Source organism: Marinobacter sp. F3R08, assembly GCF_018860425.1.
Taxonomy (GTDB): domain Bacteria; phylum Pseudomonadota; class Gammaproteobacteria; order Pseudomonadales; family Oleiphilaceae; genus Marinobacter.
In genome coordinates this window covers 1,194,868-1,216,683 of the sequence record NZ_JAHKPI010000014.1, presented here as the reverse complement: position 1 = coordinate 1,216,683, position 21,816 = coordinate 1,194,868, and the positions used below count along the sequence as shown (strand labels likewise).

General features: G+C 57.1%; 25 protein-coding genes. 9 read left to right on the top strand and 16 right to left on the bottom strand.

Annotated elements, in window-relative coordinates:
- Positions 1-18 precede the first annotated feature (18 nt).
- From KO499_RS08675 to KO499_RS08660, 4 genes are all read right to left on the bottom strand, one after another.
- Entirely contained in the window at positions 19-1,272 is a 1,254-nt protein-coding gene (locus KO499_RS08675; RefSeq protein ID WP_215983295.1) for a D-amino acid dehydrogenase, read from the bottom strand.
- Positions 1,273-1,416: 144 nt separating this feature from the next.
- A complete protein-coding gene (locus KO499_RS08670) occupies positions 1,417-1,773 on the bottom strand; it encodes a translation initiation factor Sui1 (protein WP_215983294.1) in 357 nt (118 codons plus the stop codon).
- Between the two features lie 38 nt (positions 1,774-1,811).
- Complete coding sequence (locus tag KO499_RS08665) at positions 1,812-2,342, bottom strand: DUF4136 domain-containing protein (protein ID WP_215983293.1); 531 nt, start codon at positions 2,340-2,342, stop codon at positions 1,812-1,814.
- Positions 2,343-2,420: 78 nt separating this feature from the next.
- Entirely contained in the window at positions 2,421-3,026 is a 606-nt protein-coding gene (locus KO499_RS08660) for a YigZ family protein (protein WP_215983292.1), read from the bottom strand.
- Between the two features lie 12 nt (positions 3,027-3,038).
- On the opposite strand from KO499_RS08660, the gene KO499_RS08655 reads away from it, so the two are divergent.
- Complete coding sequence (locus tag KO499_RS08655) at positions 3,039-3,239, top strand: hypothetical protein (RefSeq protein WP_215983291.1); 201 nt, start codon at positions 3,039-3,041, stop codon at positions 3,237-3,239.
- Here the strand turns inward: KO499_RS08655 and KO499_RS08650 are convergent.
- Positions 3,195-4,517 carry a sensor histidine kinase gene (locus KO499_RS08650; protein ID WP_215983290.1) on the bottom strand — a complete coding sequence of 441 codons (1,323 nt, stop codon included), beginning with the start codon at positions 4,515-4,517 and terminating at the stop codon, positions 3,195-3,197. The genes KO499_RS08655 and KO499_RS08650 overlap by 45 nt on opposite strands.
- Complete coding sequence (locus tag KO499_RS08645) at positions 4,514-5,200, bottom strand: response regulator transcription factor (protein ID WP_215983289.1); 687 nt, start codon at positions 5,198-5,200, stop codon at positions 4,514-4,516. The genes KO499_RS08650 and KO499_RS08645 overlap by 4 nt, the downstream gene beginning before the upstream one ends.
- Before the next feature lie 176 nt (positions 5,201-5,376).
- Here KO499_RS08645 and KO499_RS08640 point away from each other — a divergent pair, with 176 nt between their 5' ends.
- Genes KO499_RS08640 through KO499_RS08630 form a run of 3 tightly spaced genes read left to right on the top strand, consistent with a single transcriptional unit; the run spans position 5,377 to position 7,664 of the window.
- Positions 5,377-5,727, top strand: coding sequence for a hypothetical protein (locus tag KO499_RS08640; RefSeq protein WP_215983288.1), 351 nt, complete (start codon positions 5,377-5,379; stop codon positions 5,725-5,727).
- 56 nt (positions 5,728-5,783) lie between these two features.
- On the top strand, positions 5,784-6,950 hold the full coding sequence (locus KO499_RS08635) for a GNAT family N-acetyltransferase (protein ID WP_215983287.1): 1,167 nt from the start codon (positions 5,784-5,786) through the stop codon (positions 6,948-6,950).
- A gap of 48 nt (positions 6,951-6,998) precedes the next feature.
- On the top strand, positions 6,999-7,664 hold the full coding sequence (locus tag KO499_RS08630) for a hypothetical protein (protein WP_215983286.1): 666 nt from the start codon (positions 6,999-7,001) through the stop codon (positions 7,662-7,664).
- A gap of 13 nt (positions 7,665-7,677) precedes the next feature.
- Here KO499_RS08630 and KO499_RS08625 read toward each other — a convergent pair whose 3' ends face one another.
- Positions 7,678-7,893: a dodecin gene (locus tag KO499_RS08625; protein ID WP_215983285.1), complete on the bottom strand. Its 216-nt coding sequence runs from the start codon at positions 7,891-7,893 to the stop codon at positions 7,678-7,680.
- A gap of 192 nt (positions 7,894-8,085) precedes the next feature.
- Here KO499_RS08625 and KO499_RS08620 point away from each other — a divergent pair, with 192 nt between their 5' ends.
- The gene (locus tag KO499_RS08620; protein WP_215983284.1) at positions 8,086-8,856 is read left to right on the top strand and encodes a DUF3750 domain-containing protein; all 771 of its coding nucleotides are present in this window, start codon (positions 8,086-8,088) and stop codon (positions 8,854-8,856) included.
- A gap of 39 nt (positions 8,857-8,895) precedes the next feature.
- Here the strand turns inward: KO499_RS08620 and KO499_RS08615 are convergent, their stop codons facing one another.
- From KO499_RS08615 to KO499_RS08605, 3 genes are all read right to left on the bottom strand, one after another.
- Positions 8,896-10,212, bottom strand: a complete 1,317-nt coding sequence (locus KO499_RS08615; protein WP_215983283.1) for a hypothetical protein — start codon at positions 10,210-10,212, stop codon at positions 8,896-8,898.
- Between the two features lie 88 nt (positions 10,213-10,300).
- Positions 10,301-10,612 (bottom strand): AzlD family protein, encoded by a 312-nt coding sequence (locus tag KO499_RS08610; protein ID WP_215983282.1) that lies wholly within the window; start codon positions 10,610-10,612, stop codon positions 10,301-10,303.
- Positions 10,602-11,342: an AzlC family ABC transporter permease gene (locus KO499_RS08605; protein ID WP_215983281.1), complete on the bottom strand. Its 741-nt coding sequence runs from the start codon at positions 11,340-11,342 to the stop codon at positions 10,602-10,604. The genes KO499_RS08610 and KO499_RS08605 overlap by 11 nt, the downstream gene beginning before the upstream one ends.
- A gap of 369 nt (positions 11,343-11,711) precedes the next feature.
- Between KO499_RS08605 and KO499_RS08600 the strand changes: the two genes are divergently transcribed.
- Together KO499_RS08600 and KO499_RS08595 are read left to right on the top strand one after the other, a co-directional pair.
- Positions 11,712-12,809 carry a Glu/Leu/Phe/Val family dehydrogenase gene (locus KO499_RS08600; RefSeq protein ID WP_215983280.1) on the top strand — a complete coding sequence of 366 codons (1,098 nt, stop codon included), beginning with the start codon at positions 11,712-11,714 and terminating at the stop codon, positions 12,807-12,809.
- A gap of 95 nt (positions 12,810-12,904) precedes the next feature.
- Positions 12,905-14,317, top strand: coding sequence for a sodium-dependent transporter (locus KO499_RS08595; RefSeq protein WP_215983279.1), 1,413 nt, complete (start codon positions 12,905-12,907; stop codon positions 14,315-14,317).
- 7 nt (positions 14,318-14,324) lie between these two features.
- On the opposite strand, the gene KO499_RS08590 is transcribed toward KO499_RS08595, so the two are convergent.
- The 4 genes from KO499_RS08590 to KO499_RS08575 all read right to left on the bottom strand — a co-directional run bounded on the left by KO499_RS08590 (position 14,325) and on the right by KO499_RS08575 (position 18,195).
- The gene (locus KO499_RS08590; protein WP_215983278.1) at positions 14,325-15,227 is read right to left on the bottom strand and encodes an NAD-dependent protein deacetylase; all 903 of its coding nucleotides are present in this window, start codon (positions 15,225-15,227) and stop codon (positions 14,325-14,327) included.
- A gap of 15 nt (positions 15,228-15,242) precedes the next feature.
- Positions 15,243-15,974, bottom strand: a complete 732-nt coding sequence (locus KO499_RS08585) for a spermidine synthase (RefSeq protein WP_215983277.1) — start codon at positions 15,972-15,974, stop codon at positions 15,243-15,245.
- Between the two features lie 4 nt (positions 15,975-15,978).
- Positions 15,979-16,539 (bottom strand): DUF1415 domain-containing protein, encoded by a 561-nt coding sequence (locus KO499_RS08580; protein ID WP_215983276.1) that lies wholly within the window; start codon positions 16,537-16,539, stop codon positions 15,979-15,981.
- A gap of 69 nt (positions 16,540-16,608) precedes the next feature.
- Complete coding sequence (locus KO499_RS08575; protein WP_215983275.1) at positions 16,609-18,195, bottom strand: ABC-F family ATPase; 1,587 nt, start codon at positions 18,193-18,195, stop codon at positions 16,609-16,611.
- A gap of 180 nt (positions 18,196-18,375) precedes the next feature.
- Here KO499_RS08575 and KO499_RS08570 point away from each other — a divergent pair, with 180 nt between their 5' ends.
- Positions 18,376-18,654: a peptidylprolyl isomerase gene (locus KO499_RS08570; RefSeq protein ID WP_022987955.1), complete on the top strand. Its 279-nt coding sequence runs from the start codon at positions 18,376-18,378 to the stop codon at positions 18,652-18,654.
- Entirely contained in the window at positions 18,654-19,604 is a 951-nt protein-coding gene (locus KO499_RS08565; RefSeq protein WP_215983274.1) for a succinyl-CoA synthetase subunit beta, read from the top strand. The genes KO499_RS08570 and KO499_RS08565 overlap by 1 nt, the downstream gene beginning before the upstream one ends.
- Here the strand turns inward: KO499_RS08565 and KO499_RS08560 are convergent.
- Positions 19,601-20,782 (bottom strand): M24 family metallopeptidase, encoded by a 1,182-nt coding sequence (locus KO499_RS08560; protein ID WP_215983273.1) that lies wholly within the window; start codon positions 20,780-20,782, stop codon positions 19,601-19,603. The genes KO499_RS08565 and KO499_RS08560 overlap by 4 nt on opposite strands.
- A 123-nt stretch (positions 20,783-20,905) precedes the next feature.
- The gene (locus tag KO499_RS08555) at positions 20,906-21,736 is read right to left on the bottom strand and encodes a DUF2059 domain-containing protein (protein ID WP_215983272.1); all 831 of its coding nucleotides are present in this window, start codon (positions 21,734-21,736) and stop codon (positions 20,906-20,908) included.
- Between the last annotated feature and the right edge of the window lie 80 nt (positions 21,737-21,816).

Here is a 21,816-nt window from a genome sequence, read left to right as displayed (position 1 = left end):
CCTGACCCTTTTCTGTTTCTATAGGCCGGTAAACGTAAAATCCACATCCGGCTTGCGGCCGTCAATGATATCGGCCAGTGCCGCCGCGGAGCCACAGGAATGAGTCCAGCCCAGCGTACCGTGCCCGGTATTCAGATAGAGATTGGCAAAATGGCTTTTACCAATGTAAGGAACATTGGAAGGGGTAGCGGGCCGCAAACCGGTCCAGAACTCAGCCTGATCCCAGCACCCGGCTTCCGGCATCACTTCCGCGGCACGGCGAACGATGGCGCGACAACGTGTGTAATCCAGCTTTCGGCTGTAGCCATTCAGCTCCGCCGTACCTGCGACACGAATCCGGTTACCAAGACGTGAATAAACCAGTTTGAACTCGTCGTCGGTCAGACTGACCTCGAATGCCGCCTCTTCATTCTTCACCGGCACGGTAATGGAGTAGCCCTTGGCCGGGTAGATGTTCAGGAAAATCCCCAGTTGCCGGGCCAGTGCGGCGCTGAAGCTCCCCATACTCAGGACATAGGCGTCGGCCCGAAGTGTTTCATGGCGTCCATTGCACAAAGTCTGGACACCCAGAACTCGCTCACCCGCCTGCTCAAACCCCAGAACCCGGGTGCCATACCGGAACTCGACACCCGCTTCGGAGCAGCGACTGGCAAGATTCTGGGTAAACATACGGGCATCACCGGATTCGTCTTCCGGGGTGAAGGTTGCACCGGCAATACGGTTGCTTATGGGTTTCAGGGCCGGTTCCAGCTCAACGGCACGTTCCGCACTGATGATCTGCCGGTCACAGCCCAGATTCTGCATGATCCGGGTTGGTTCCATGGCGCCATCAAATTCTGCAGAATTGGTGTAAAAATGCAGAATGCCTTTCTCCAGGTGGTCATACTCTATTCCGGCATCCTGGCGCAGAGCCTGCAACTGACCGCGGCTGTAGGTTCCCAGATTCACCATCTGGCGGATGTTGTGGGCGGCCTTCGCAGACGTGCACTGCCCGAGAAACGAAAGAGCCCAGCGCCACTGTCCCGGATCCAGTTTTGGCCGGAACAACAATGGCGCGTCAGGTTGCGTGAGCCACTTCAGAACTTTCAGTGGTGCTGACGAATTGGCCCAGGGCTCTGCATGCGAGACGGAGATCTGACCTCCATTGGCATAACTGGTTTCCAGACCGGCCTGGCTCTGACGATCAACCACCGTTACCTGGTGCCCCTGCTTTTGCAGGTACCAGGCCGTGGTTGTGCCTACAACGCCCGCACCCAACACCAGTACTTTCATGCCTGTCTCCGGTCAAACGGAACTCGCCATTCCCGGGAATATACCCGGGAAGTTCTGGCCAGCGTCCGGTGAGTTTGATACTTGGAATTCGTTATTTGCGGGCTCCATTGTAACCTGAGCTTCCGGTAAATGCGTGCCAGCGCGTCAACCTCCAGAGCGCTTGACCGTCCACCCTTTCTGCTCAAGCAGCGGAACCAGAAGGTCCCGCTGATCGCCCTGAATTTCGACGACACCATCTTTTACGGTGCCACCGGTGCCACATTTCGCTTTCAGCACCTTGGCATAGGCTTTCAGGTCCTTGTCACTCAGGGGTATACCGGTGATCAGAGTAACCCCCTTACCTTTACGCCCTTTGGTTTCCCGGCTCACCCTGACAACGCCATCTCCGGCAGGCCGGGATTCTTTACTGCAGGTGCAGGCTGCCACCGGGTTCCGGCAATCGGGGCACATTCGCCCCTGCTCGGTTGAAAAAACCAGGCCGCCCTCAGATCGCTTTTTCATTCTGTCTCCGTGCTTGTCTTTCTTGCCTGACCCGCTTCTCAGTCAAGGCCCGGAGGATAGTGGCTGAACATTTCGGCCACTACCTCATCGATTAGCTCTCTCCGGGTCTCCGGGGACTGGTTCTCGTTGAGATAACGCCGGCTTACCGCACGCCATACCACCTCTTTGGACGTGCTGTCCGCCAGCTCGACCACCAGCTTGCCCTCTTCAATTTCACGCACCGGTGGCGGTGCCGACAGAGCCCAGCCGAAATTTCCGCGCCCAAAACCGAATCCCAGCCCCAGGCCGGTCTGTTCAAGCCGCTCTTCTTGCACTATCTGCCAGTTAACCATCAGGTCCGCTTCCGCTTCAGGCACCTTACGGAAGGCCTTGCGATTCAGCTCTTTTTCAATAGCGGCCCGAACCCGGGTGCCATCGAGGGAGGTAAAGGCTGGAGAATCCGCGTCATTGACGAACGCCCAGGATGAATAATTGCCAAAAACGACAGACGAGTTGTAGTCGGTCACTACATTGCTGGCGCAACCAGCCATGGCCAAGGTAACAACCGCTAACATCAGAAAACGCTTCATGATTTCTGCCCTCGATTAAAAGTCCCGATTTCAAGACAGTATACGCGTGCCAACCTTCAACAATGCCCCCGGGATCTGTCACCTTTCAAAACTGTAATCCAGCTTCTGGGCATCGCAAAAAGCGCCGAACACTGACTTCTGGTCTTCCGGCACCAGTACCCGGGCGAAGACGGAGGCTCCGTACTCCACCGACTGCACCGACGCCCCATGCACTTCGCACCAGTGCCGGAGCGGCTGTTCATCCGCAAACGACAGCGTCACCTGCGCATCCAGCATGGGCTTGTGGACCTCTCGATCAACCTCCGAAAGAACGCTCTCAGCAGCCCCGGCATATGCTCTCACCAAGCCACCGGCACCCAGCTTGATACCACCGAAGTACCTGATAACCATCACCAGTACATCGCCCATATCCTTGTGCTGAATGACATTCAGAATAGGCTTTCCGGCGGTTCCAGACGGCTCGCCGTCATCATTCATAGCAGCCTCGGCAGCAGAGCCGGGACGGCCGATCTGATAGGCCCAGCAGATATGGCGGGCGTCCGGATGGTCCCGATGAGCCTGTTCCAGCCAGTCCTTGACCTCATCCCGGGAACCCACCGGCGCCACCCGGGCAATGAACCGGCTTTTCTTCACTTCCGTCTCACGCTCAAGGTATCCTGCGGGTACGGGGTAATCTTTTTTCATGGACAACGACCTATGGCCTCTGAAGACGAATACAACAGCCGGGGCTCGGCACAACCCGCGAAAATCCGAAAAGCAGCCTGCGGCATCCGGTTTGACGAGGACGAGTTGCAGGAAGGCATCGATTTTTCTGACGCAATATCCCTGAAACCGACGGAGGTTGAGCCGGAATCACCCACCACCGAAAAACACCGGCAGATGGATCCTGATCCGTAACCCTCCCCGGTCACCTGTCTCTGCAGCAATGTCGCCGTCATGGGAACGCACGATATCCCTGGCGATTGCCAGTCCCAGCCCCCAGCCTTGACCACCCCGGGACTTATCCGCCCTGAAGAACGGTTCGAAAAGGTGTCCGATCGACTCCTCGGAAACGCCCGGCCCCTCATCGTCAACCGTCAGGCTGAGCCAGCCTTCAGAAACAGTCAGGCCCAGATGCACAGCCTTTCCGGGCGGCGTATGATCGAGCGCATTCTGGAGAATATTATCAAGTGCCCGCCCCAACAGCCCCTCATCGCCAAGCACCGATGCGCCGGAGGCATCCGGCGAAACCACCAGTTTGCAGTCAACACCCTGGTGCTCCGCGTAGTCGGCGGCGTCCTGCAGAACCCGGTTGATCACCTGCACCGGTCTGAGCGCCTCCCGCGAAATATCTCCACCCGCATCCGTCACCCGATACAGGGTTAATATCTGACCTGTCATCGTCTCAAGACGCTCATTCTGCCGCAGGATGCTGGCCATCAGCTCTTCGTCTGCACCGGATTCACTGGCCAGTTCTATGGCAACGCGCTGGCGTGCCAGGGGGGTTCGGAGATCGTGAGAGATATCCCGGAGCAAATGTTTCTGGCGCTCCAGCAGGTTGCAAAGCTGTTCCGTCATATTATTGAAGGCGGTCGCAAGCAATCCCACCTCATCACGGCGCCGCGCAATATGCTCGCTTACACGAAGCGAATTGGCGCCCTGTGAAATTGCCTGGGCTGTTGATTCCATGTGCCGCAGGGGACGGGACACCCGCCGGGCAATCCACCAGCACGCCAGAGAAATCATCACAAAAGCAAGGCCAAGCTCAATGGTTCTGAAAAACCTTGGATCCAGCCAGCCTTCCCCCTGGGTTCTTGGCCATGCCACCAGACGATACTTCTCATCGACATCCAGAACTGCCGGCTTCTGCTGATACCAGCCTGCATCCATTCGCTCACGGATATGCGAAGGCAGTCGGCCATCATGCTTGCCTTTTGCAAGCAGCATCAGATGCAGATCCAACCGCTCACCCTCTGACTTCAGAAAGCGCCAGACACTGCCCCGCTCAGGTGATTCACGGATTTCTACCGCTTCCCGGGCAACATCCAGCAATCCCGTTTGCCGCTCAATAGCCTGTCGCTCACGATCCAGAAGCACACGGGTCGCTATATTGCTGGCCACCACCGTCACCGCCATGGCAAGCCAGATCGAAAAAAAGATCCGCCAGAACAATGGAAAGGTCACTTTACGCTTCATTCCGGCACCCGATAACTGTAGCCAAGACCTCGCACGGTTTCGATCCTCGGTGGATCCTCATTGCCCAGCTTCCGTCGAAGATTACTGATGTGCATATCAAGGGTCCGGTCATAGGCTTCCAGCCGTCGACCCAGAGCCCACTGCATCAGATCAGTTTTTCGAACCACGCTACCTGCGTGGGCCAGTAAAACCTGCAGAACCTCGTATTCTGTCGCGGTCAGATCCAATGCCTTATCGTTCTGATAGATTCGTCGATGCCCCGGTTCAACTCTCACATCACCATAGCTTTGCCCAGCATTAACTTCCGATTTCTGGTCCCAGGCAATTCGACGTAAAAGAGCCTGCAGGCGGGCCACCAGCTCCCTCGGGTTACAGGGTTTGGGGATGTAATCATCGGCACCCACCTCGAAGCCGACAATTCGATCGGTTTCGTCTCCGCGGGCGGTCAAAAGCACAACCGGCAAGTGTGTTTCGGCACGCAACTCCCGCAACACCTCGAGCCCACTGATATCTGGCAGCATGATGTCCAGCACCACAATGTCGCAGTCCTGCCCCAGAGCCAGCGCCAGTCCGTCCCGACCGTTAGCCGCTTCACGAACCGTGAATCCCTGATTGCTAAGGTACCGCGCAAGCAGTTCCCGCAATTCCTCATCGTCTTCAACCAGTAGAACCCTGTTCTGCATACTGTTTCTCCAACGTTTCAGGCTGCAGTCTAACACGCCCCGGAAAAGCCGCTGCTTGCGCCAGATTTCCTTTGCAGAACCTTTACAAATGCCTGACGCTCGTTGACGAATCCGAACGGTAACATGGCAGCCATCAATGAAACCGCTGCCAAGGCAGTAACAATGGAGAAAAACCTATGAAAACACGTACCCGTTCAATTCTCGCCGCTGGCGCCCTGGCTTCTGCTCTGTTCATGGGCAGCCCCGCTCTCATGGCTGATGACCACGGCAAGATGCATCATGGCGACAAACAGAATATCGAGAAGATGTGCGAGAATTTTAAAGAAGGCAAAGGCAGGTTTGATCGTGAGGAACGCAAAGAGAAGATGGCCGAACGTCTGGAAGCCACGGCCGAGCGCCTCAAGCTGAACGACGAGCAACGCAAGATCTGGAACGACATTCACGAAGAACGGCACGAAAAGCACGAAAAGCGCATGAAAAAATGGCACGAGAAAATGGAAAAACGCTGCGCTGAAATCAAAGAGTGATCAAACGCCGGGTTCTGACGTATGGTATCGGGTAGAACAAGGAGCACTGCCCGACCATGCCAGAACCCGGACTTCCCGATTTCACCCTGGAAACCTGTTCCAGTATCACCGCCATTCCCAAAGAGGAATGGCGACGACTGGCGGGACACACCAATCCGTTCCTCCGTTACGAGTTCTTCCAGGCTCTCGAGGAGTCTGCCTGCACCTCTGAGGCGACGGGATGGACACCAAGCCATCTGATCTTCCGGAGCGCAGGTAAGATTGTGGGATTGGCGCCCGCATTCCTCAAGAGCCACTCCATGGGCGAATACGTTTTCGACTGGGCCTGGGCCGATGCCTATCAGCGCCACGGCCTCGATTACTACCCGAAGTTACTCATCGCTGTCCCCTTCACCCCTTCTGCAGGCCCCAGGCTGCTGCTTGATAACGCCCTGCGCAAGCAACTCGGACCGGAACAGCTCCATGATCTGCTGGACACGCTAACCGGAAACCTTGGCGCCCATTCCTGGCATCTCCTGTTTCCGGACACCGAAGACCAGAAGCTGCTTCATCATGACACGGAGTTGCATCGAATCGGTTGCCAGTTCCACTGGCACAACCACGGTTACGGAAATTTCGAGGATTTTCTGGCAGCGCTGAATTCCCGCAAACGCAAATCCATTCGTAAAGAGCGCCGCCAGGTCGCTGAGCAAGGCATTTCCTTCGCCCGTTTTCACGGCCGGGAAATCCCTGAGCGCGTGCTTTCAGCCTTCTACGTATTCTACCAGGCGACTTACCTGAAACGCGGCCAGCAACCTTATCTGAACAAGCGTTTTTTCGAACGCCTTCTGGCTCAGCTGCCCGAGCACGTGCACTTCATCATGGCCGTTCATGAAGACGAAATGATCGCCGGCGCCCTCTTCCTGACCGGTGAGGACACCCTTTACGGGCGCTACTGGGGATGCCTTGATGAATATAACCATCTGCACTTCGAGACTTGCTATTATCAGGGCATCGAACTGGCCATAGATCTCGGGCTGCCTCACATTGATGCTGGCGCACAGGGCGAACACAAACTGGTTCGCGGTTTTGAACCTGTCATCACTCATTCCTGGCATGGCATTTTGCATCCCGGCTTTCGGGAAGCTATCGAAAACTTCACCCGTGAAGAAGCCGACCATGTGCTCGGCTACTTCAACGACGCCCAATCTGCTTTACCGTTTCGGCAGCAGGCCCCCGAATAGCTTCTATACTGAAAGACCCAGAGAGAATTTGAGCGGGGGTCGGACACATTGGATACAGCCCCATTATGGAGCACGTTATCGGCAGGCAGTCTGTCACTTCTGCTTGCCGCAGGCGCCTGCGGGCTGGCGCTTATCGCCCTGTTCCTTGGTTCAGGAGCGCGCCGCCGAAGTCAGGATCAGCTGTCGGCACTGCGCGAGCGTTCGGACACTCTATGGCGGGAGGTTGACGACATACGGGTAGCCCAGTTCAACCGCCCGGGAGAGGCCGGTGGCAGCGCCCCGGGTCCGTCTCTCGACGTCGCCCGCTACCACACCGAACTGGAAGCTTATGGCCAGATCTGGCCTCAGCTCTGGCATCTCCACGAACGCCTGGGCCTGTTTCTCAGAGCGGCAGAAGCGGGTGAATCTGTGAGCGAGCTCAGGATGGACGCCCGCAATGCCGCCCTCGACGCACGCAACCTGCTCAACAGGAATCGACCTTTCTGTGCCGAATCCGTCGATGAACTGGTGACCCGGCTGATCGATGCCGAGATCAAGGCCCATCTGGCGGCCTGCCAGTATCTGGACCTTCGCAAGGACGTCTCAAGTACCTCATCCAGCCACGACCGGCGGGAGCTGCAGGAAAAATGCCAGAGCCTCCACGAAGGGGAAGCCCGTGACCTTATGAATCAGCTGGCGTCCGTTATCCGCCGTCGGGCTGTCAGAGCCGATTGACGATCAGTGGTGCTCAGCTGTTGGCTATCCGGAATCCCACTTTCATCACCACCTGGTAATGCCCCACCTTGCCATCAACGATGTGACCACGGGTCTCCGTAACCTCAAACCATTCCATGTTGTTTACGCTTTTCCCGCACTCGGCAATGGCATTGTCGATAGCATCTTCAATGCTTTTCCTGGATGAGCCGACTATTTCTACTTTCTTGTAAACATGATGATCAGACATGTGAACCTCCTGAAAACTGCCGCCTGTACCCCTGAGCCTAGAAGACAAGCGATCCGCCGGCAAACGGCAACCGGACTGAGACTCATCCGGCCGCTGTCGGTGGGCGTACCTGTTCACTGTCATTGATGTCTGGATCAGGAACTTTATCTCCCCTGGCCAGTCACCTTAATGCTTACACTCCGGATAGGATTCATGAAACGATTCTTCAGATACACGGGCTGGTTCCTTGGCGCCCTGGTTCTCTTGCTGTCTGGCCCACTGCTGCTGGCCACCAGTGGCAGTCTTCAGGGAGCAGAGAGCTGGCAAACCGCAACCCGGGAAAGTGCCCGGATAGCTCCCCGACCTGACGAGGCCGAGGAAGCCATTGTCCAGGTCTACGGTGCGCGAGCCTGGAGCTGGCGGGGTTACTTCGCCGTGCATACCTGGGTTGCCACCAAGGAAAAGGGTGCCAGCCACTACCGCGTTCATGAGGTTACCGGGTGGCGCAAGTACGTCGTCAATTCCCGCCCGGGCGAACCGGATCGGCACTGGTACGGTTCCAGGCCGGAACTCTATGCCGATATCCGTGGAGAGCAGGCGGAAGAGCTGATTCCCGACATCTACCAGGCAGTTCAGTCCTATCCCTATCCGACTGAATACGAAGCCTGGCCCGGCCCCAACAGCAATACCTTTGTGGCGTGGGTGATTCGTGAGGTTCCCGGTCTTGATGTGGCCTTACCAAACCATGCGATTGGCAAGGATTACCTGGGCGACCGGCTGGTAGCCCAGGTTCCGGGCGGAGCCGGTTATCAACTGTCGCTGGGCGGTTATTTCGGTTTGCTGGCAGGCGTCAGGGAGGGTTTTGAACTGAACCTTCTGGGCCTTTCTTTCGGCATTAACCCCTTAGCGCTTGGGGTAAAACTGCCTGGCATCGGGGAGTTGGCACTCAGAAACACCAACCCTATGCCCGAAGACTCTCCCTAGATCCGAAGAACCGTCACGCAGGGGCACCAAAGCCGTCGTTCAGAGTCTTGCAAACTCCAGGTATCGACTGGCGGCCTGTTTCTTCTCGTCCTGGCTGTTGAGCATCTCGATGCGCATCTCATCAATCAGCTTCAGATAATCGGCAATCGGTGAGTCCGCCTTCCCGGATTCTTTCGACGCTTCAATAAACGCCTTCTGCTTCTCGCGTATGTCATCAAGTTTCTCGAGCGCCGAACGCATCGCTTCCAGGCGGGCCTCCACCAGCCCGCTGCTATCGCGATCTGTCGCCCCACTGTCCGTGGGCAGCCTGGTTTCCGTGGCGGGCGCATCAACGGTGTTCTGTTCCGCCAGATCGATTTCTTCCAGGGTACGGACTTCCCCATCGGTGGTCAGGTAAATGCCGGCACCTTTAATCTGGCCCAGTGGCACGCCCTGACTGTTGGCGAGGGTGAAGCGACCATCCACATGGTCCACATACAGCGCCTGAACGCCCACGTCCTCAAGTGATCTCAGCGCCTGGGAGCCGTCAGCAGTCTGCACCCAGACCGAGAGTGACGCAAAAATCTCATCACTGGCGTCAATCCAGCGATTACCGTCATCATCGAATCGGGCCAGCTCACCGAATCCAGAGCCAGTTTGAGGTCCAAACAGCTCCGAGCCGTCGTCTACTGTGCCATTACCGTTGCGATCCAGAACCAGATATCCACTACCGCCACCGAGAGTCGCAAACTGACCGGAGTCTCCGTTGCCGTTCAAATCGAATTCGAAGAGTGTGTCGGTCAGACGAGCCGTCGCATTGCCGAAGTTGATCACCAGCGGATCAGTCAACGGCCGCTCCTGAATCTGAACCAGCTCCGAATACTCATAGGTGCGGGATTGGGATTGTCGCAGGGAAAGAGTGAAATCGATGGTTTCGCCGTTTTCCAGGGCGATAGTGCCTGTTGACGTGAAGCTCCTGGATTCACTTTCGGCGTAGAACATGTAACGCCCGGCTGAGACTGAGAGACTGCCCTGGGCCTCGACGCCTGCCTCACTGCCCAGGGCCGCACGACTGACACTCAGCGCCTGTTGACCCATCAGAAGCAGGTCGGTCGCCGATTCAGCGAACTGAGCACTGGTAAAGACGTTCTGCTGCCCCTCCCTGGTAACCGTACTGCTGCCACTGAAGGCAAGCTGTTCGTCGCGGCTATAACGATAGGCGGCCTGGCGCAAAATGCTGAGCTCAGAGCCTGTCGCATTTGCATCGGTACCTGGAGTGGCCGCCGGCTGACTGTTAATGCGCAGCTGGCTGCTGTCAGACGCCAAGACCTGGCGGGAACTGTCCTGAGTAAAGGAAATCTGGCTGGAGGAAATCATGGCTTTCAGTACCTGTAGTCGCTATACAGGTATATCGGCTAGCAGGCCCTCAACTTGAGCGAATTTCAGGCAGAAAAAAAACAGCGGATTACACCAGGTAACGCACAATACCGGCAGCGGTAATCCCTGCCGCAATGGCTGGCAGAGGTTTTTGCAATGCCAGCATGGTAAGGGCTGTTGCTCCCAGGGCCGCCAGTGCACCAGCGTCACCATTGACCGCCATGGGCACCACAATCGCAATAAGAACCGAGCTGGCCATGGTATTGATGAAACTCTCAATCCGTGGATTGATTTTCACAAAGGACATTACAAACACGCCGCCAAAGCGCGTCACCAGAGTCACGACAGCCATAATCGCGATCAGCAACAGGATACCTGTCGGGGTGGTTTCAATGGTCATTGGCAGTAGCCTCCTGGTCGGACGAAGGTCTGCCCTCGAGCCAGAACAGGCCAATGGCGCCTCCAGCCAGCGCCCCCACAACCACATGGGTATTGGGCGGCAGCCATTTCCAGGCGGCCAACGACGCCATAGCCGAGACCGTCCAGGCCACCAGCACTCTGGGTGATTTCTTTCCTCCCAGCGCCATGGACAACAGGAAACACCCCAGAACCATGTCCAGCCCCAACGACTTCGGATTCTGCAGCAGACCACCGAAATAAACCCCGAGGAAGGTGCCCACAATCCACGCCAGCCATAGCACCAGCCCGCCCCCCAGAATCACTTCCAGATTGCGTCGACCATTCTGATATTCCTGGGCAGATACCGCCCAGTTGGCATCGGTCAGCAACAACACCAGACCGTAGCGTTTGCCAGGAGAGACATCCCTGAGCATGGGGTACAACGAGGCCCCCATCAGCAAATGGCGGGAGTTGATGGCGAACACCACCGCGATCATCGGCAGAACCGACACTTCGGCGCCCCACATATCAACGGCTGCAAACTGGGAGGCACCGGCGAAAACGGTTGCACTCATCAACATCGCCTGCAGCGGTTCAAGACCTTTCTGGGTAGCCGCCAAACCAAAGGCAGCACCAAACGCCACCACAAATAATGAGATGGGAAGGAGGCGGAAAAACTCGACACGCACTCGGTCTGGCTGAAGCTGATAAGAATAGGAAGCGACTGACATCGGAGGAAACTATGCCACTTCCCACGGCCAGCGTATAGGTAGTTTCCGAAGCAACTGCAGAAATTGCGACTAATGGATCAGGTTCCGTCCGCTGGACCCATTCGCTAACCCCATGAATCCCGGAAACGTTTCACACTGTCATCCGGGGCGGTCATGATCAGCCGCGTCAGATCGTTCGCTTTTGCATATTGACGTTAACGTCAATTGTGGCTAGTTTATTTTTCGTCCTGCCCCAAAAGGGCGCATTTCCATGGGAAACCCCCAACGGAAAACCGGGCACCTGAAATCGACACACCGGCCACAAGCCGGTCTACAAGAACAAGATACCCGCTCATGCCGAGATCCGGCTCAGTGGGAGAGGATTTCACAATGCTATTCAGCCATCCCGAGTTCGATAACCACGAACACCTGTCTTTTTTTTGCGATCCGGAAACCGGTCTGAAGGCCATCGTTGCCATTCATAATACTTCCCGAGGCCCTGCCCTCGGCGGCTGCCGGATGTTCCCCTATGCCTCGGATGAAGAGGCTGTGCGCGATGTATTGCGCCTTTCACGGGGCATGACCTATAAATCCGCCCTGGCCAACCTGGATCTGGGTGGGGGCAAGTCGGTGATTATCGGCAACCCCCGCGAACACAAAACCGAGGCATTGATGGAGGCCATGGGCCGCCATCTGGAAAGTCTCGGCGGGCAGTACATTGCGGCTGAAGACTCGGGTACCAGCGTACCCGACCTCAAGATCATGGGCCGGCACACCGGACACGTCGCCGGCATTGCCTCGCGCACCGGTTTTGATGGCAACCCCAGCAACGGTGACCCGTCACCGGCAACCGCCTACGGTACCTTTATCGGCCTGAAGGCCGCGGTAAAACACCAGCTTGGCCGGGATAGTCTGAACGGGCTGAAGGTGGCTATTCAGGGGATCGGCAATGTCGGTTTCCGATTGGCCAGACATCTGAAAGACGCCGGCGCTGAACTCTGGGTCTATGACATCCACGACGACAATATGCATCGGGCGATAGACCAGCTGGGAGCCAGGCCGGCTGCCGCCGAAGACATCCTGTCTTTACCGGTAGACGTGGTTGCCCCCTGCGCCATGGGTGCGGTACTGAACGACGGCAGCATTCCGCAACTTCAGGCCCGCGTAGTGGCCGGCGCTGCCAACAACCTGCTGGAACGGCCTGAACACGATGCCATGTTGCGGGATCGGGGCATTCTGTACGCACCGGATTTTGCCATCAACGCCGGTGGCATCATTGATGTCTTCTACGAGCGAACCGGCGCCACACCGGAAAAAGTTCGCGACCACGTCGACACCATCGGCGACACCCTGACCGAAATCTTCAACCGTTCCGAGCGCTCGGGCCGCCCCACCGGGGAAATCGCCAATGAGCTGGCGGAAGAACGGTTCAAAAAGCACAGCGCGGAAGCCAGCCAGGCATCCGAGCAGTTGGCTCGCACCGGCTGAGCCGACACCGGCCGGCGCACACCTACGGAAGCTGCCGGTTGCGGCAGCTTCCCTCTCAAACCCTGATACAAAAACAAATACTCCGGGAGATCATTATGTCTGTCACCTCATCAGATTCCGCCACCTATTCGGGGGCGCTTGAAGGCTCAAACGCCAACCGCGGGCTCTGGTCATCACGCCTTGCTTTTATTCTTGCCGCCACCGGTTCTGCCGTCGGTCTCGGCAATATCTGGAAATTCCCTTATGTTACCGGTGAAAATGGCGGTGGCGCCTTCGTCCTGGTTTATCTGCTCTGTATTGCCGTGGTCGGCATTCCCATCATGATGGCAGAGGTGATGATTGGCCGGCGCGGAGGTCGCAGCCCGGTCAAGAGCCTGAGCCTGATTGCCGAAAGAGATGGCCTCAGGCAAGCGTGGAAGTTAGTGGGTGCCGTGGGCATTCTGGCAGGCTTTCTGATTCTCTCGTTCTATTCCGTCATCGGCGGCTGGGCGATTTCCTACGTGGGCACAACTGCCAGCGGCCAACTCGCCGGCCAGTCTGCCGATGCCGTAGGGGCGATTTTCTCCGGCTTGCTCAGTGACCCAACCACTCTCCTGGCCTGGCACACCCTGTTCATGGCAATGGTCATGGTTGTCGTGGTGCGGGGCGTTCGCTCCGGTCTTGAGCGGGCGGTCAGTATTCTGATGCCAGCCCTGTTTGTGCTACTGCTGATTGTTGTGGGCTATGCGATGACAACCGGGCATTTCGGACAGGCCGCCGCTTTCCTGTTCCAGCCGGACTTTTCCAAACTCACGACGTCCGGGATACTGGTGGCACTGGGACACGCCTTCTTTACCCTGAGTCTCGGCATGGCAGTGATGATGGCTTATGGCTCCTATCTGCCCAAGAACATCTCTATCGCCAAGACCTCCATTACCGTGTCCGTCATCGACACAGGCGTGGCGCTGCTTGCCGGCCTCGCCATTTTCCCGATTGTGTTCGCCAACGGCCTGGAGCCGGGTGCCGGCCCGGGCCTGATCTTCCAGACCCTGCCACTGGCCTTCGGCCAGATGCCCATGGGCTCACTTTTCGGCACCCTGTTCTTTGTTCTGCTGATCTTTGCCGCCTGGACATCCGGGATTTCGTTGCTGGAACCGATTGTGGAATGGCTTGAAGAACGCAAAAGCATGAACCGTACTGTCAGCACCCTGGTCGCCGGCATCGTCTGCTGGGCGCTGGGTATTGCCTCCATCCTGTCTCTGAATCTGTGGTCCGGCTTCGCGCCCCTGGGCTTTGTACCGATGCTCGAGGGCAAGACCATCTTCGACCTGCTGGATTTCTTTACCGCCAACATCATGCTGCCGCTGGGCGGATTGCTGGTTGCACTGTTCGCAGGCTGGGTGATGTCACGCCAGGCAATGGAAAAGGAACTGGCCCTGTCACCGGGCATGTTTAACCTGTGGCTTATCACCGTGCGCTTCGTTACCCCGGTAGCCGTGGCCGTGGTGTTCATCTATAACCTGATGTAATCCACCGCTACAACTGATCGAGGGAGGCCTGCAGGGTCTCCCCGATCCTCGCATTCAGTTTCAGATCTGTCAGATCCTCAGCACGCGTCCGGCCCAGATTCAAGGTGGCAATCGGCTTGTTCCACTCATTCGCGTAACGGCAGAACCGGAAGCCGGAATACACCATCAAGGATGAACCAATAACCAGAAGACCGTCGCTGGCTTTCAGGGTGTCCAGCGCCGCATAAACCCGGTCTTTGGGCACAAAATCGCCGAAAAACACCACATCCGGCTTCAGAATTCCCTGACACTTCGGGCAGTCCGCCAGCCGGAAGTCGTCGAAATCCACATCCAGATCGGCATCGCCGTCCGGTGCGGTTTCTGCGGTATAGTGCCGGAATCCCGGGTTCAGATCCGCACACCGGTCGTGCACCTCGTCCCTCGGGCAACGGTAGCCGCAACTCATACACAGCACCTCGTCAGCCCGACCGTGCAGATCCGTCACCGCCCGAGTGCCTGCCTTCTGGTGCAGCCGGTCCACATTCTGGGTAACCACCAGGCTGCTGTGGTTAAGCAGCTCCAGATCGGAGATGTAGTGGTGAGAAGGGTTTGGCCTGGCATTACGCATGATCGGCCAGCCAATCAGGCTGCGCCCCCAGTAACGTTGGCGGGTGTAAAAATCCTCCATGAATGCCTTGTGCTGAACTGGCTGTTTGCGCTTCCAGGCTCCATCGCCGTCCCGGTAATCCGGAATGCCCGAGTCCGTACTGACCCCGGCTCCGGTCAGAATCAGCAAGCGGGAATAACGATGGATAAACTCGGCCAGCAACGCCCCCGCCTCGTCCGGCTCATGCAGCACCGGCGGCTCGTCTGGCTCGGGCAGACGCTGACTGGAGCTGAAAGGTCGGCTTCGGTGGGTAATCACAGGCATACAAACTCCGGTTTTTCAGCCCGGCTTGCGGGCCACGTAAACGGTGTTGAACGATTCCCTGTTCTGAAACGGATTGAAGAAGGATACGACATGACAGGCAACATCGATGAAAACATCATTCAGTACGGCCATGAATTCGTCATCTTCCCCTTCGTTCGACCACATGGCAAACACGCCAAGAGGTTTCAGCTGCCTGGCCATCAGGCGAAGGTTCTGGGCGGTATAAAAGCTGGCACTGGAATCGTGCAGCAGAGCCCGGGGGGAGTGGTCGATATCAAGGAGGATGGCATCGAATTGCTTGCCGGGGCATTCCGGATCGAATCCACCATCCACAGGGTCAGCAATCGCAAGATCAAAGAAGCTGCCATGAACGTAGCGGCTTCGTGGATCAGCATTCAGGTCTTTACCCAGGGGCACCAGTTCCTGCTGATGCCAGCCGATGACGGGCTTCAGGTACTCAACCACCAGCAGCTCGGCAACCCGCTCATGCTTGAGCGCCGCCACGGCGGTGTAACCCAGGCCCAGACCACCAACAACGACACTGAGATTGTCGCCCGCGGTTTCGCCCAGTCCGATATCGGAGAGGGCAACTTCGGCATCCACAAACATACTGGACATGAGGAACTCCTCGCCCAGCTTCACCTCGTAGATATCCCGGTCACCGATGGCCGGAATCCGCCGCCGGCGCAGAGTGATTTCACCGATCACCGAAGGTTGGCTGTCTATTTGCTCGAAAAGCAGTCCCATCTGTTCAGACCTTTCCGTTTGGCTCACCAAGACACGAACGCAGAATATTCCGCATCTTGTCCGGGCTCAGCTCGTTCATAAGCTCAATATTTCTCTGTGGAATTCCATCCACATCCGGATAGCTCTCAATAGCGGCCTCCAGGCTCGCTTCCCGCAACAGGTGCAACATCGGGAACGGAGACCGGTTGGTGTAGTTCTCTGCCGCATCCGGCTCGGTGCCTTCAAACTGGTAGTCCGGATGGAAACTGGCAATCTGGTACACGCCTTCCATATCCAGATAGGCTAGCAGCCCATCGGCCGCATCCAGGAATTCATTGTAAGGTCCGAAATCCTGCAATACATCCGGATGAATCAACAGGGTGGTTTCAATTTCCGGCTCGTCTTCCAGCCTTTGCAGTTCCGAATGCAGAGCCTGAAGCAGCTCGTCTTCGGTCGTCGCTTCGGACACCACAAACCGCACCCGGTTCCGGACAAGCTCACGCTTGGCGAATGGGCACAGGTTGTAGCCAACAACGACCTCTTCGACCCACTTCCGGGTGGCACTGATTACTTCAGTCTCGCCCATGTTCTTTTCCTTAGTTATTCGAAGGCCTACCCGCCCGTCCGAGTTCTCCCAAGACCCGAAGAACCGGGGTTAAACGTACCCCTGACTCCGAAGATAATCATCATAGCTGCCACTAAAATCGGTGATACCATCAGCCTTCAGCTCAATAATCCGAGTCGCAAGCGAAGAAACAAACTCCCGATCATGGCTGACAAAAATCAGTGTACCCGGATAGTTCTCCAGCGCCAGGTTCAGCGCCTCAATGGACTCCATATCCAGGTGGTTCGTGGGCTCGTCCATCAGCATCACATTGGGCTTTTGCAGAATCAGTTTGCCAAAAAGCATCCGCCCCTGCTCACCGCCGGAGATCACCCGCACCGACTTACCGATATCGTCACCAGAGAACAGCATTCGCCCGAGAGTGCCGCGTACCAATTGCTCACCCCCCTTGGTCCATTGGGCCATCCAGTCGGTCAGGGTTTCATCATCAGCAAAGTCTGCCGTATGGTCCTGGGCAAAATAGCCAACTTCCGCGCTGTCGGTCCACTTAACCTCGCCGCTGTCGGGGGTATAAGCGCCAGCCAGACATTGCAATAGTGTGGTTTTGCCAATCCCGTTAGGGCCAATGACTGCAATCCTCTCGCCGGCCTCAACCTGAAGATTCAGATTCTTGAACAGGGGTTTGTCGTCGAAGCCCTTGGTCATGTTCTTCAGAGTGACCGCCTGTCGGTGCAGTTTCTTGCCCTGCTCAAAACGGATGAACGGACTCACCCGACTTGAAGGCTTCACCTCTTCCAGCTGGATCTTGTCGATCTGGCGGGCGCGGGAAGTGGCCTGCTTGGCCTTCGAGGCGTTTGCAGAAAACCGGCTGACAAACTGCTGCAGCTCGGCAATCTGGGCCTTCTTCTTGGCGTTGTCCGACAGCATGCGCTCGCGGGCCTGTGTGGCGGCGGTCATGTATTCATCGTAATTGCCCGGGAACAGACGCAGTTCGCCATAATCCAGATCCGCCATGTGAGTGCACACGCTGTTCAGGAAGTGACGGTCGTGGGAGATAATAATCATGGTGCTGTTGCGGGCCACCAGGATGTTTTCCAGCCAGCGGATAGTGTTGATATCCAGATGGTTGGTTGGCTCATCCAGCAGCAAGACATCCGGGTCGGAGAACAGTGCCTGGGCCAGCAGAACCCGGAGTTTCCAGCCCGGTGCCAGCGCACTCATGGGGCCGTCATGCTGTTCCAGCGGAATGTCGAGGCCCAGCAGCAGTTCCCCGGCACGGGACTCAGCGGTGTAGCCGTCCATTTCAGCGAACTGCACCTCCAGATCCGCCACGGCCATGCCGTCTTCTTCACTCATTTCCGACAGCGAATAGATACGATCCCGCTCTTTCTTGACGTTCCAGAGCTCTTCATGGCCCATGATCACTGTATCTATGACCGAGCATTCCTCGTAGGCAAACTGGTCCTGGCGCAACTTGCCCAGCCGGGTGTTGGGTTCCAGCATGACCTGCCCCGCGGACGGTTCAAGATCGCCACCCAGGATTTTCATCAGCGTGGACTTGCCGCAGCCGTTGGCTCCGATCAGACCGTAGCGATGACCGTTGCCAAACTTGGCGGAGACGTTTTCAAACAGGGGCTTAGCCCCGAACTGCATGGTGATATTGGCGGTGGAGATCAAGAAATGAACCTGTCGATGTAGGGCCGACCTCGGCCGGCAAAAGGAAAGTCGGCATTGTACAGGTTTGCAGGCAGGACTGTGAGGCCGGAGAAACACGGATAAAAAGGCTTGCCTCCGGCGAGCTGTGCGGGCAGCATTCCCTCTCTGACGTACCCATTCATCCAAAAAAGGATACCCTCCATGGCACAAGCAACAGCCCGTCACATTCTGGTAGACAGTGAAGCAAAGTGCGAAGAACTGAAGAAGGCAATTGAAGGCGGGCAGGATTTTGCCGAAGTGGCAAAACAGCACTCCTCCTGCCCGTCCGGTCGCAATGGCGGCGACCTGGGTTCCTTCGGCCCGGGTCAGATGGTTCCCGAATTCGACAAGGCGGTATTCAGCAGTGATCTGAACACCGTAATCGGCCCTATCAAGACCCAGTTCGGTTACCACCTCCTGGAAGTCACCAGCCGTAGCTGATGATTCCTGGTTCTAAACCGGGAATGCCTGGCACCGGCCGGTGGCTTCCGCTGCTGGCCGGTGCTGCGTCACTCCTCATTGTTCCCTTTCTTTTTATTGGTGGACCGGACTGGGCCTCGGGTCCTCTGTTCAAGTCAGCCTGGAATCTTGGTCACATCCTTCTTTGCGCACTGCTGACACTGGCAATCCGACCCTGGCGGTGGTTGAGCGGCTGGCGTCTCTGGCTGGTGGTAACCGCAGTATTGCTGGCAGCAGGTGCCTGCGTTGAGCTGATCCAGCATAACTACAACCGCGACATGGACGGTCGGGATCTGCTGCGAAACCTCATTGGCGGTTGGCTGGTCATCGCCTGGCGCCCTCTGATTCTGCCGCGGACACCGATCTTGGCGCGCCAGATCCTGCTTGCCGTCACGGTCACTGTGCTGTTGTGTCTGGAGCTGGGTACCATCGGTAACGTTGCCATCAGGCAATGGCAGGTTCACCATCAACTGCCCCTGCTCTATGACTTCAGGCATGAAGACCCCGGTCTGTTCTGGACTGGCAGCCTGGCGGTCTCCGTTGATCACTCGATGGGTCACCCGCACAGTCTGAAAATCGATCTCGGCACCGAGACCTATTCGGGTGTCTCGCTCAGCAATCTTCCGGCCGATTGGCGGGATTTTGAAAGCCTGACAATAACGCTGTTCAACCCCTCAAGCGAACCCCTGACACTGTCTCTGCGAATCAACGACGTGACCCATGACCGGAGCGACCAGGCTTATAGCGACCGCTACAACACTCGCCTGACACTGGGGCCGGGATTCAGCACCCTGACACGGTCGCTGACTGACATCGAAAATGCGCCCCATGGCCGGACCATGGATATGTCCAGCATAAGAAGAATGGGGCTTTTCGCCGTCCGCCTGCCCGAACCCCGCACCGTTTACCTGTCAGACCTGCGACTGGACTAGGCGAGGGTCCATGGGTTCCGGGTCATCGGCTCGGCGCCATCTCGGGTAACCAGGATCGTCTCGCTACACCCGATGCCCCACTTCCCGGGGATACGCAGACAGATGGGCAGATGGAAAACCATTCCAGGCTGAAACTCCGTGTTGCCGCCCCTGGCGATAAAGCCCGAGCCCTCTACCCATGAGGGTGGAAACTGCGCACCCACCGTGTAACCAAACACCCCGGAGAAAAACACTTTCCCTGCCAGCGGGTGCAGCGCCCTTTCCGCGGCTTGAGCCGCCTGATCAAAGGTGGCACCCGGACGGACTGAAGCCATCAAGGCGTCCACAATCCGCCGGCAGCCGTCATGGATCCTTTGCATTTCAGTCGAGGGTTCGCCTCCGGCCACTACGGTCTGCATCATCGGTGCCGTGTAGCGATGCCAGGCCGACCCGAATTCCAGAAAGACCGGATCGCCTTCTTGCACCACAGAGCGTTTGTGATTGCAGTGAATAAAGCTGCTTCGACGACCGGCAACAACAATGGGCTGCATACTCATGAATTCACTGCCGGCCTCCAGCAGAGCCCGCGCGCCCACAGCAGCGATCTCATTGTCGGTAACACCAGGGCGTACCGCCGCCGCAGCTGCCTGCAAACCTGCGGAGGTTATCCGGGCGCTTTCGCGCAGAAAACCAATTTCGGCGTCCGACTTTACAATCCGGATTCGCTTCAACAAGCCGCCATTATTGAGAAATCTCACTCCGGACATCCGGGCCTTGAGGCCCTCCAGCACACCCTGGCGCAACGAGCCGTGCCAGGCGTCGATGCCAACGGTTTCAACACCATGGTTCAGGGCTTCAACAAGCGGTTCCAGTACTTCGCCAATGCCCTCCCACCGGTATCCGCTGACCCGGGCAACCCGTGTGGTAATCATGGCGGGCCCCATTTCGATGGACGGTACCTGCAAAAGCAGATCCTCCCGGGTAACCACAAGAGCCACATGAACGGATACTTCAAACGTGCTATAGCCAGTCAGGTAAAAAATGTCCGATGGATCCGTCAGCAACAGGGCTCCGAAATCCTCCTCGGCCATTCGGCTCCTGACGCATGCCAGGCGTTCGGCAAACTCACTTTCAGGAAACGGGCATTCCAGCCCCCTCAGTTGCGAGGACAAAGCTTTTTGATAGGCATTGAAATCCATGACAACTCTCCTCACCCGAACTTATCCAAGAGACTGGACCCAAATCCGGTTTTGCACAAATTTAACGTCAGTATCTATCCGTGCTCTGCATGCAAAATGAGGCCTGACACGCGCTCCCGGGAGTCACTGGGCAGCAGGTGAATCCGGACTGAGAAACCCCGACACCTGCTTGCCGATACGTTCAACCGGCTCGGTAATCGCCCGTTGAATGCTGTCAGTAACAACGTTTGAGAAAGCCGTTCCGGCAGAACTCTCAAGAAAGCTGAGATAAAGATCCATCTCCTGGGCACCTATATTCTCGTAGGTGTACAGATAACTGTCGAAAACCTGCTGACCAACAATTCCCCTGAGCGCACCCCGCTGGCTTTCAATACGTTGCCGGAGCTCCTCGTGATTGGCCGAATCGCTGCTGAAGGCGGCCATCGAACTGGCCAGCCCGAGCTGGACAGCGATCGTTGTGTCCACGGCAGTTTCCGTTGCCCGGGCAGCGCGATCGAACCGATCAAACATGTCCGCTTTGAGAGTACCTTTGTATTGTCGGTTCAGTTCCGCAGCGCGGGCCCGGACTTTCTCCCACTCCGAGGGCATTGAAGCGACGATTTCAGCGGCGGTAATCTTCTTTGCCACAGGCGTCTCATACCAGTCATGGACAGCCTGAAGCTGAGAGCTCGTCAGGCTGGCTTGCAGATTGGTAATGATCTGCTGTTCAATCTCTTCTGCACTGAAACTGCTGCCCACCAGGTTACCGATGGTATTGGCCATCATGGGCGACAACTTCTCACTCTGTATCAGGCCTTCGCGAATCCCCTGGCTCATCATGGCCGGATAGTGGGCCACGATATCGTCAACCGGTGAAACCGCCAGTACCTGGCGGGCATCCGGCGCCGCCTGTATCGCGCCGCTGAACAGCAATGTTGTGACTAAAAGAGGTTTAATTAGGGAAAATTGCTTCATCTACCTATCATCCAGAACATAGTGTTGCGTCCCTTATGCCATGGGCGAAACACAGGCAGCAAGCAATCACCGCCCCCTTG

Excerpts from the sequence above, each read along its gene's own strand:
- KO499_RS08675 (WP_215983295.1), bottom strand. The coding sequence starts at position 1,272 with ATGAAAGTACTGGTGTTGGGTGCGGGCGTTGTAGGCACAACCACGGCC.
- KO499_RS08570 (WP_022987955.1), top strand. The coding sequence starts at position 18,376 with ATGGCACAAGCAACAGCCCGTCACATTCTGGTAGACAGTGAAGCAAAG.
- KO499_RS08655 (WP_215983291.1), top strand. The coding sequence starts at position 3,039 with ATGGCCTCTGAAGACGAATACAACAGCCGGGGCTCGGCACAACCCGCG.
- KO499_RS08565 (WP_215983274.1), top strand. The coding sequence starts at position 18,654 with ATGATTCCTGGTTCTAAACCGGGAATGCCTGGCACCGGCCGGTGGCTT.
- KO499_RS08625 (WP_215983285.1), bottom strand. The coding sequence starts at position 7,893 with ATGTCTGATCATCATGTTTACAAGAAAGTAGAAATAGTCGGCTCATCC.
- KO499_RS08595 (WP_215983279.1), top strand. The coding sequence starts at position 12,905 with ATGTCTGTCACCTCATCAGATTCCGCCACCTATTCGGGGGCGCTTGAA.
- KO499_RS08615 (WP_215983283.1), bottom strand. The coding sequence starts at position 10,212 with ATGATTTCCTCCAGCCAGATTTCCTTTACTCAGGACAGTTCCCGCCAG.
- KO499_RS08650 (WP_215983290.1), bottom strand. The coding sequence starts at position 4,517 with ATGAAGCGTAAAGTGACCTTTCCATTGTTCTGGCGGATCTTTTTTTCG.
- KO499_RS08580 (WP_215983276.1), bottom strand. The coding sequence starts at position 16,539 with ATGGGCGAGACTGAAGTAATCAGTGCCACCCGGAAGTGGGTCGAAGAG.
- KO499_RS08555 (WP_215983272.1), bottom strand. The coding sequence starts at position 21,736 with ATGAAGCAATTTTCCCTAATTAAACCTCTTTTAGTCACAACATTGCTG.
- KO499_RS08610 (WP_215983282.1), bottom strand. The coding sequence starts at position 10,612 with ATGACCATTGAAACCACCCCGACAGGTATCCTGTTGCTGATCGCGATT.
- KO499_RS08665 (WP_215983293.1), bottom strand. The coding sequence starts at position 2,342 with ATGAAGCGTTTTCTGATGTTAGCGGTTGTTACCTTGGCCATGGCTGGT.
- KO499_RS08670 (WP_215983294.1), bottom strand. The coding sequence starts at position 1,773 with ATGAAAAAGCGATCTGAGGGCGGCCTGGTTTTTTCAACCGAGCAGGGG.
- KO499_RS08590 (WP_215983278.1), bottom strand. The coding sequence starts at position 15,227 with ATGCCTGTGATTACCCACCGAAGCCGACCTTTCAGCTCCAGTCAGCGT.
- KO499_RS08660 (WP_215983292.1), bottom strand. The coding sequence starts at position 3,026 with ATGAAAAAAGATTACCCCGTACCCGCAGGATACCTTGAGCGTGAGACG.
- KO499_RS08645 (WP_215983289.1), bottom strand. The coding sequence starts at position 5,200 with ATGCAGAACAGGGTTCTACTGGTTGAAGACGATGAGGAATTGCGGGAA.
- KO499_RS08560 (WP_215983273.1), bottom strand. The coding sequence starts at position 20,782 with ATGGATTTCAATGCCTATCAAAAAGCTTTGTCCTCGCAACTGAGGGGG.
- KO499_RS08620 (WP_215983284.1), top strand. The coding sequence starts at position 8,086 with ATGAAACGATTCTTCAGATACACGGGCTGGTTCCTTGGCGCCCTGGTT.
- KO499_RS08605 (WP_215983281.1), bottom strand. The coding sequence starts at position 11,342 with ATGTCAGTCGCTTCCTATTCTTATCAGCTTCAGCCAGACCGAGTGCGT.
- KO499_RS08585 (WP_215983277.1), bottom strand. The coding sequence starts at position 15,974 with ATGGGACTGCTTTTCGAGCAAATAGACAGCCAACCTTCGGTGATCGGT.
- KO499_RS08600 (WP_215983280.1), top strand. The coding sequence starts at position 11,712 with ATGCTATTCAGCCATCCCGAGTTCGATAACCACGAACACCTGTCTTTT.
- KO499_RS08635 (WP_215983287.1), top strand. The coding sequence starts at position 5,784 with ATGCCAGAACCCGGACTTCCCGATTTCACCCTGGAAACCTGTTCCAGT.
- KO499_RS08640 (WP_215983288.1), top strand. The coding sequence starts at position 5,377 with ATGAAAACACGTACCCGTTCAATTCTCGCCGCTGGCGCCCTGGCTTCT.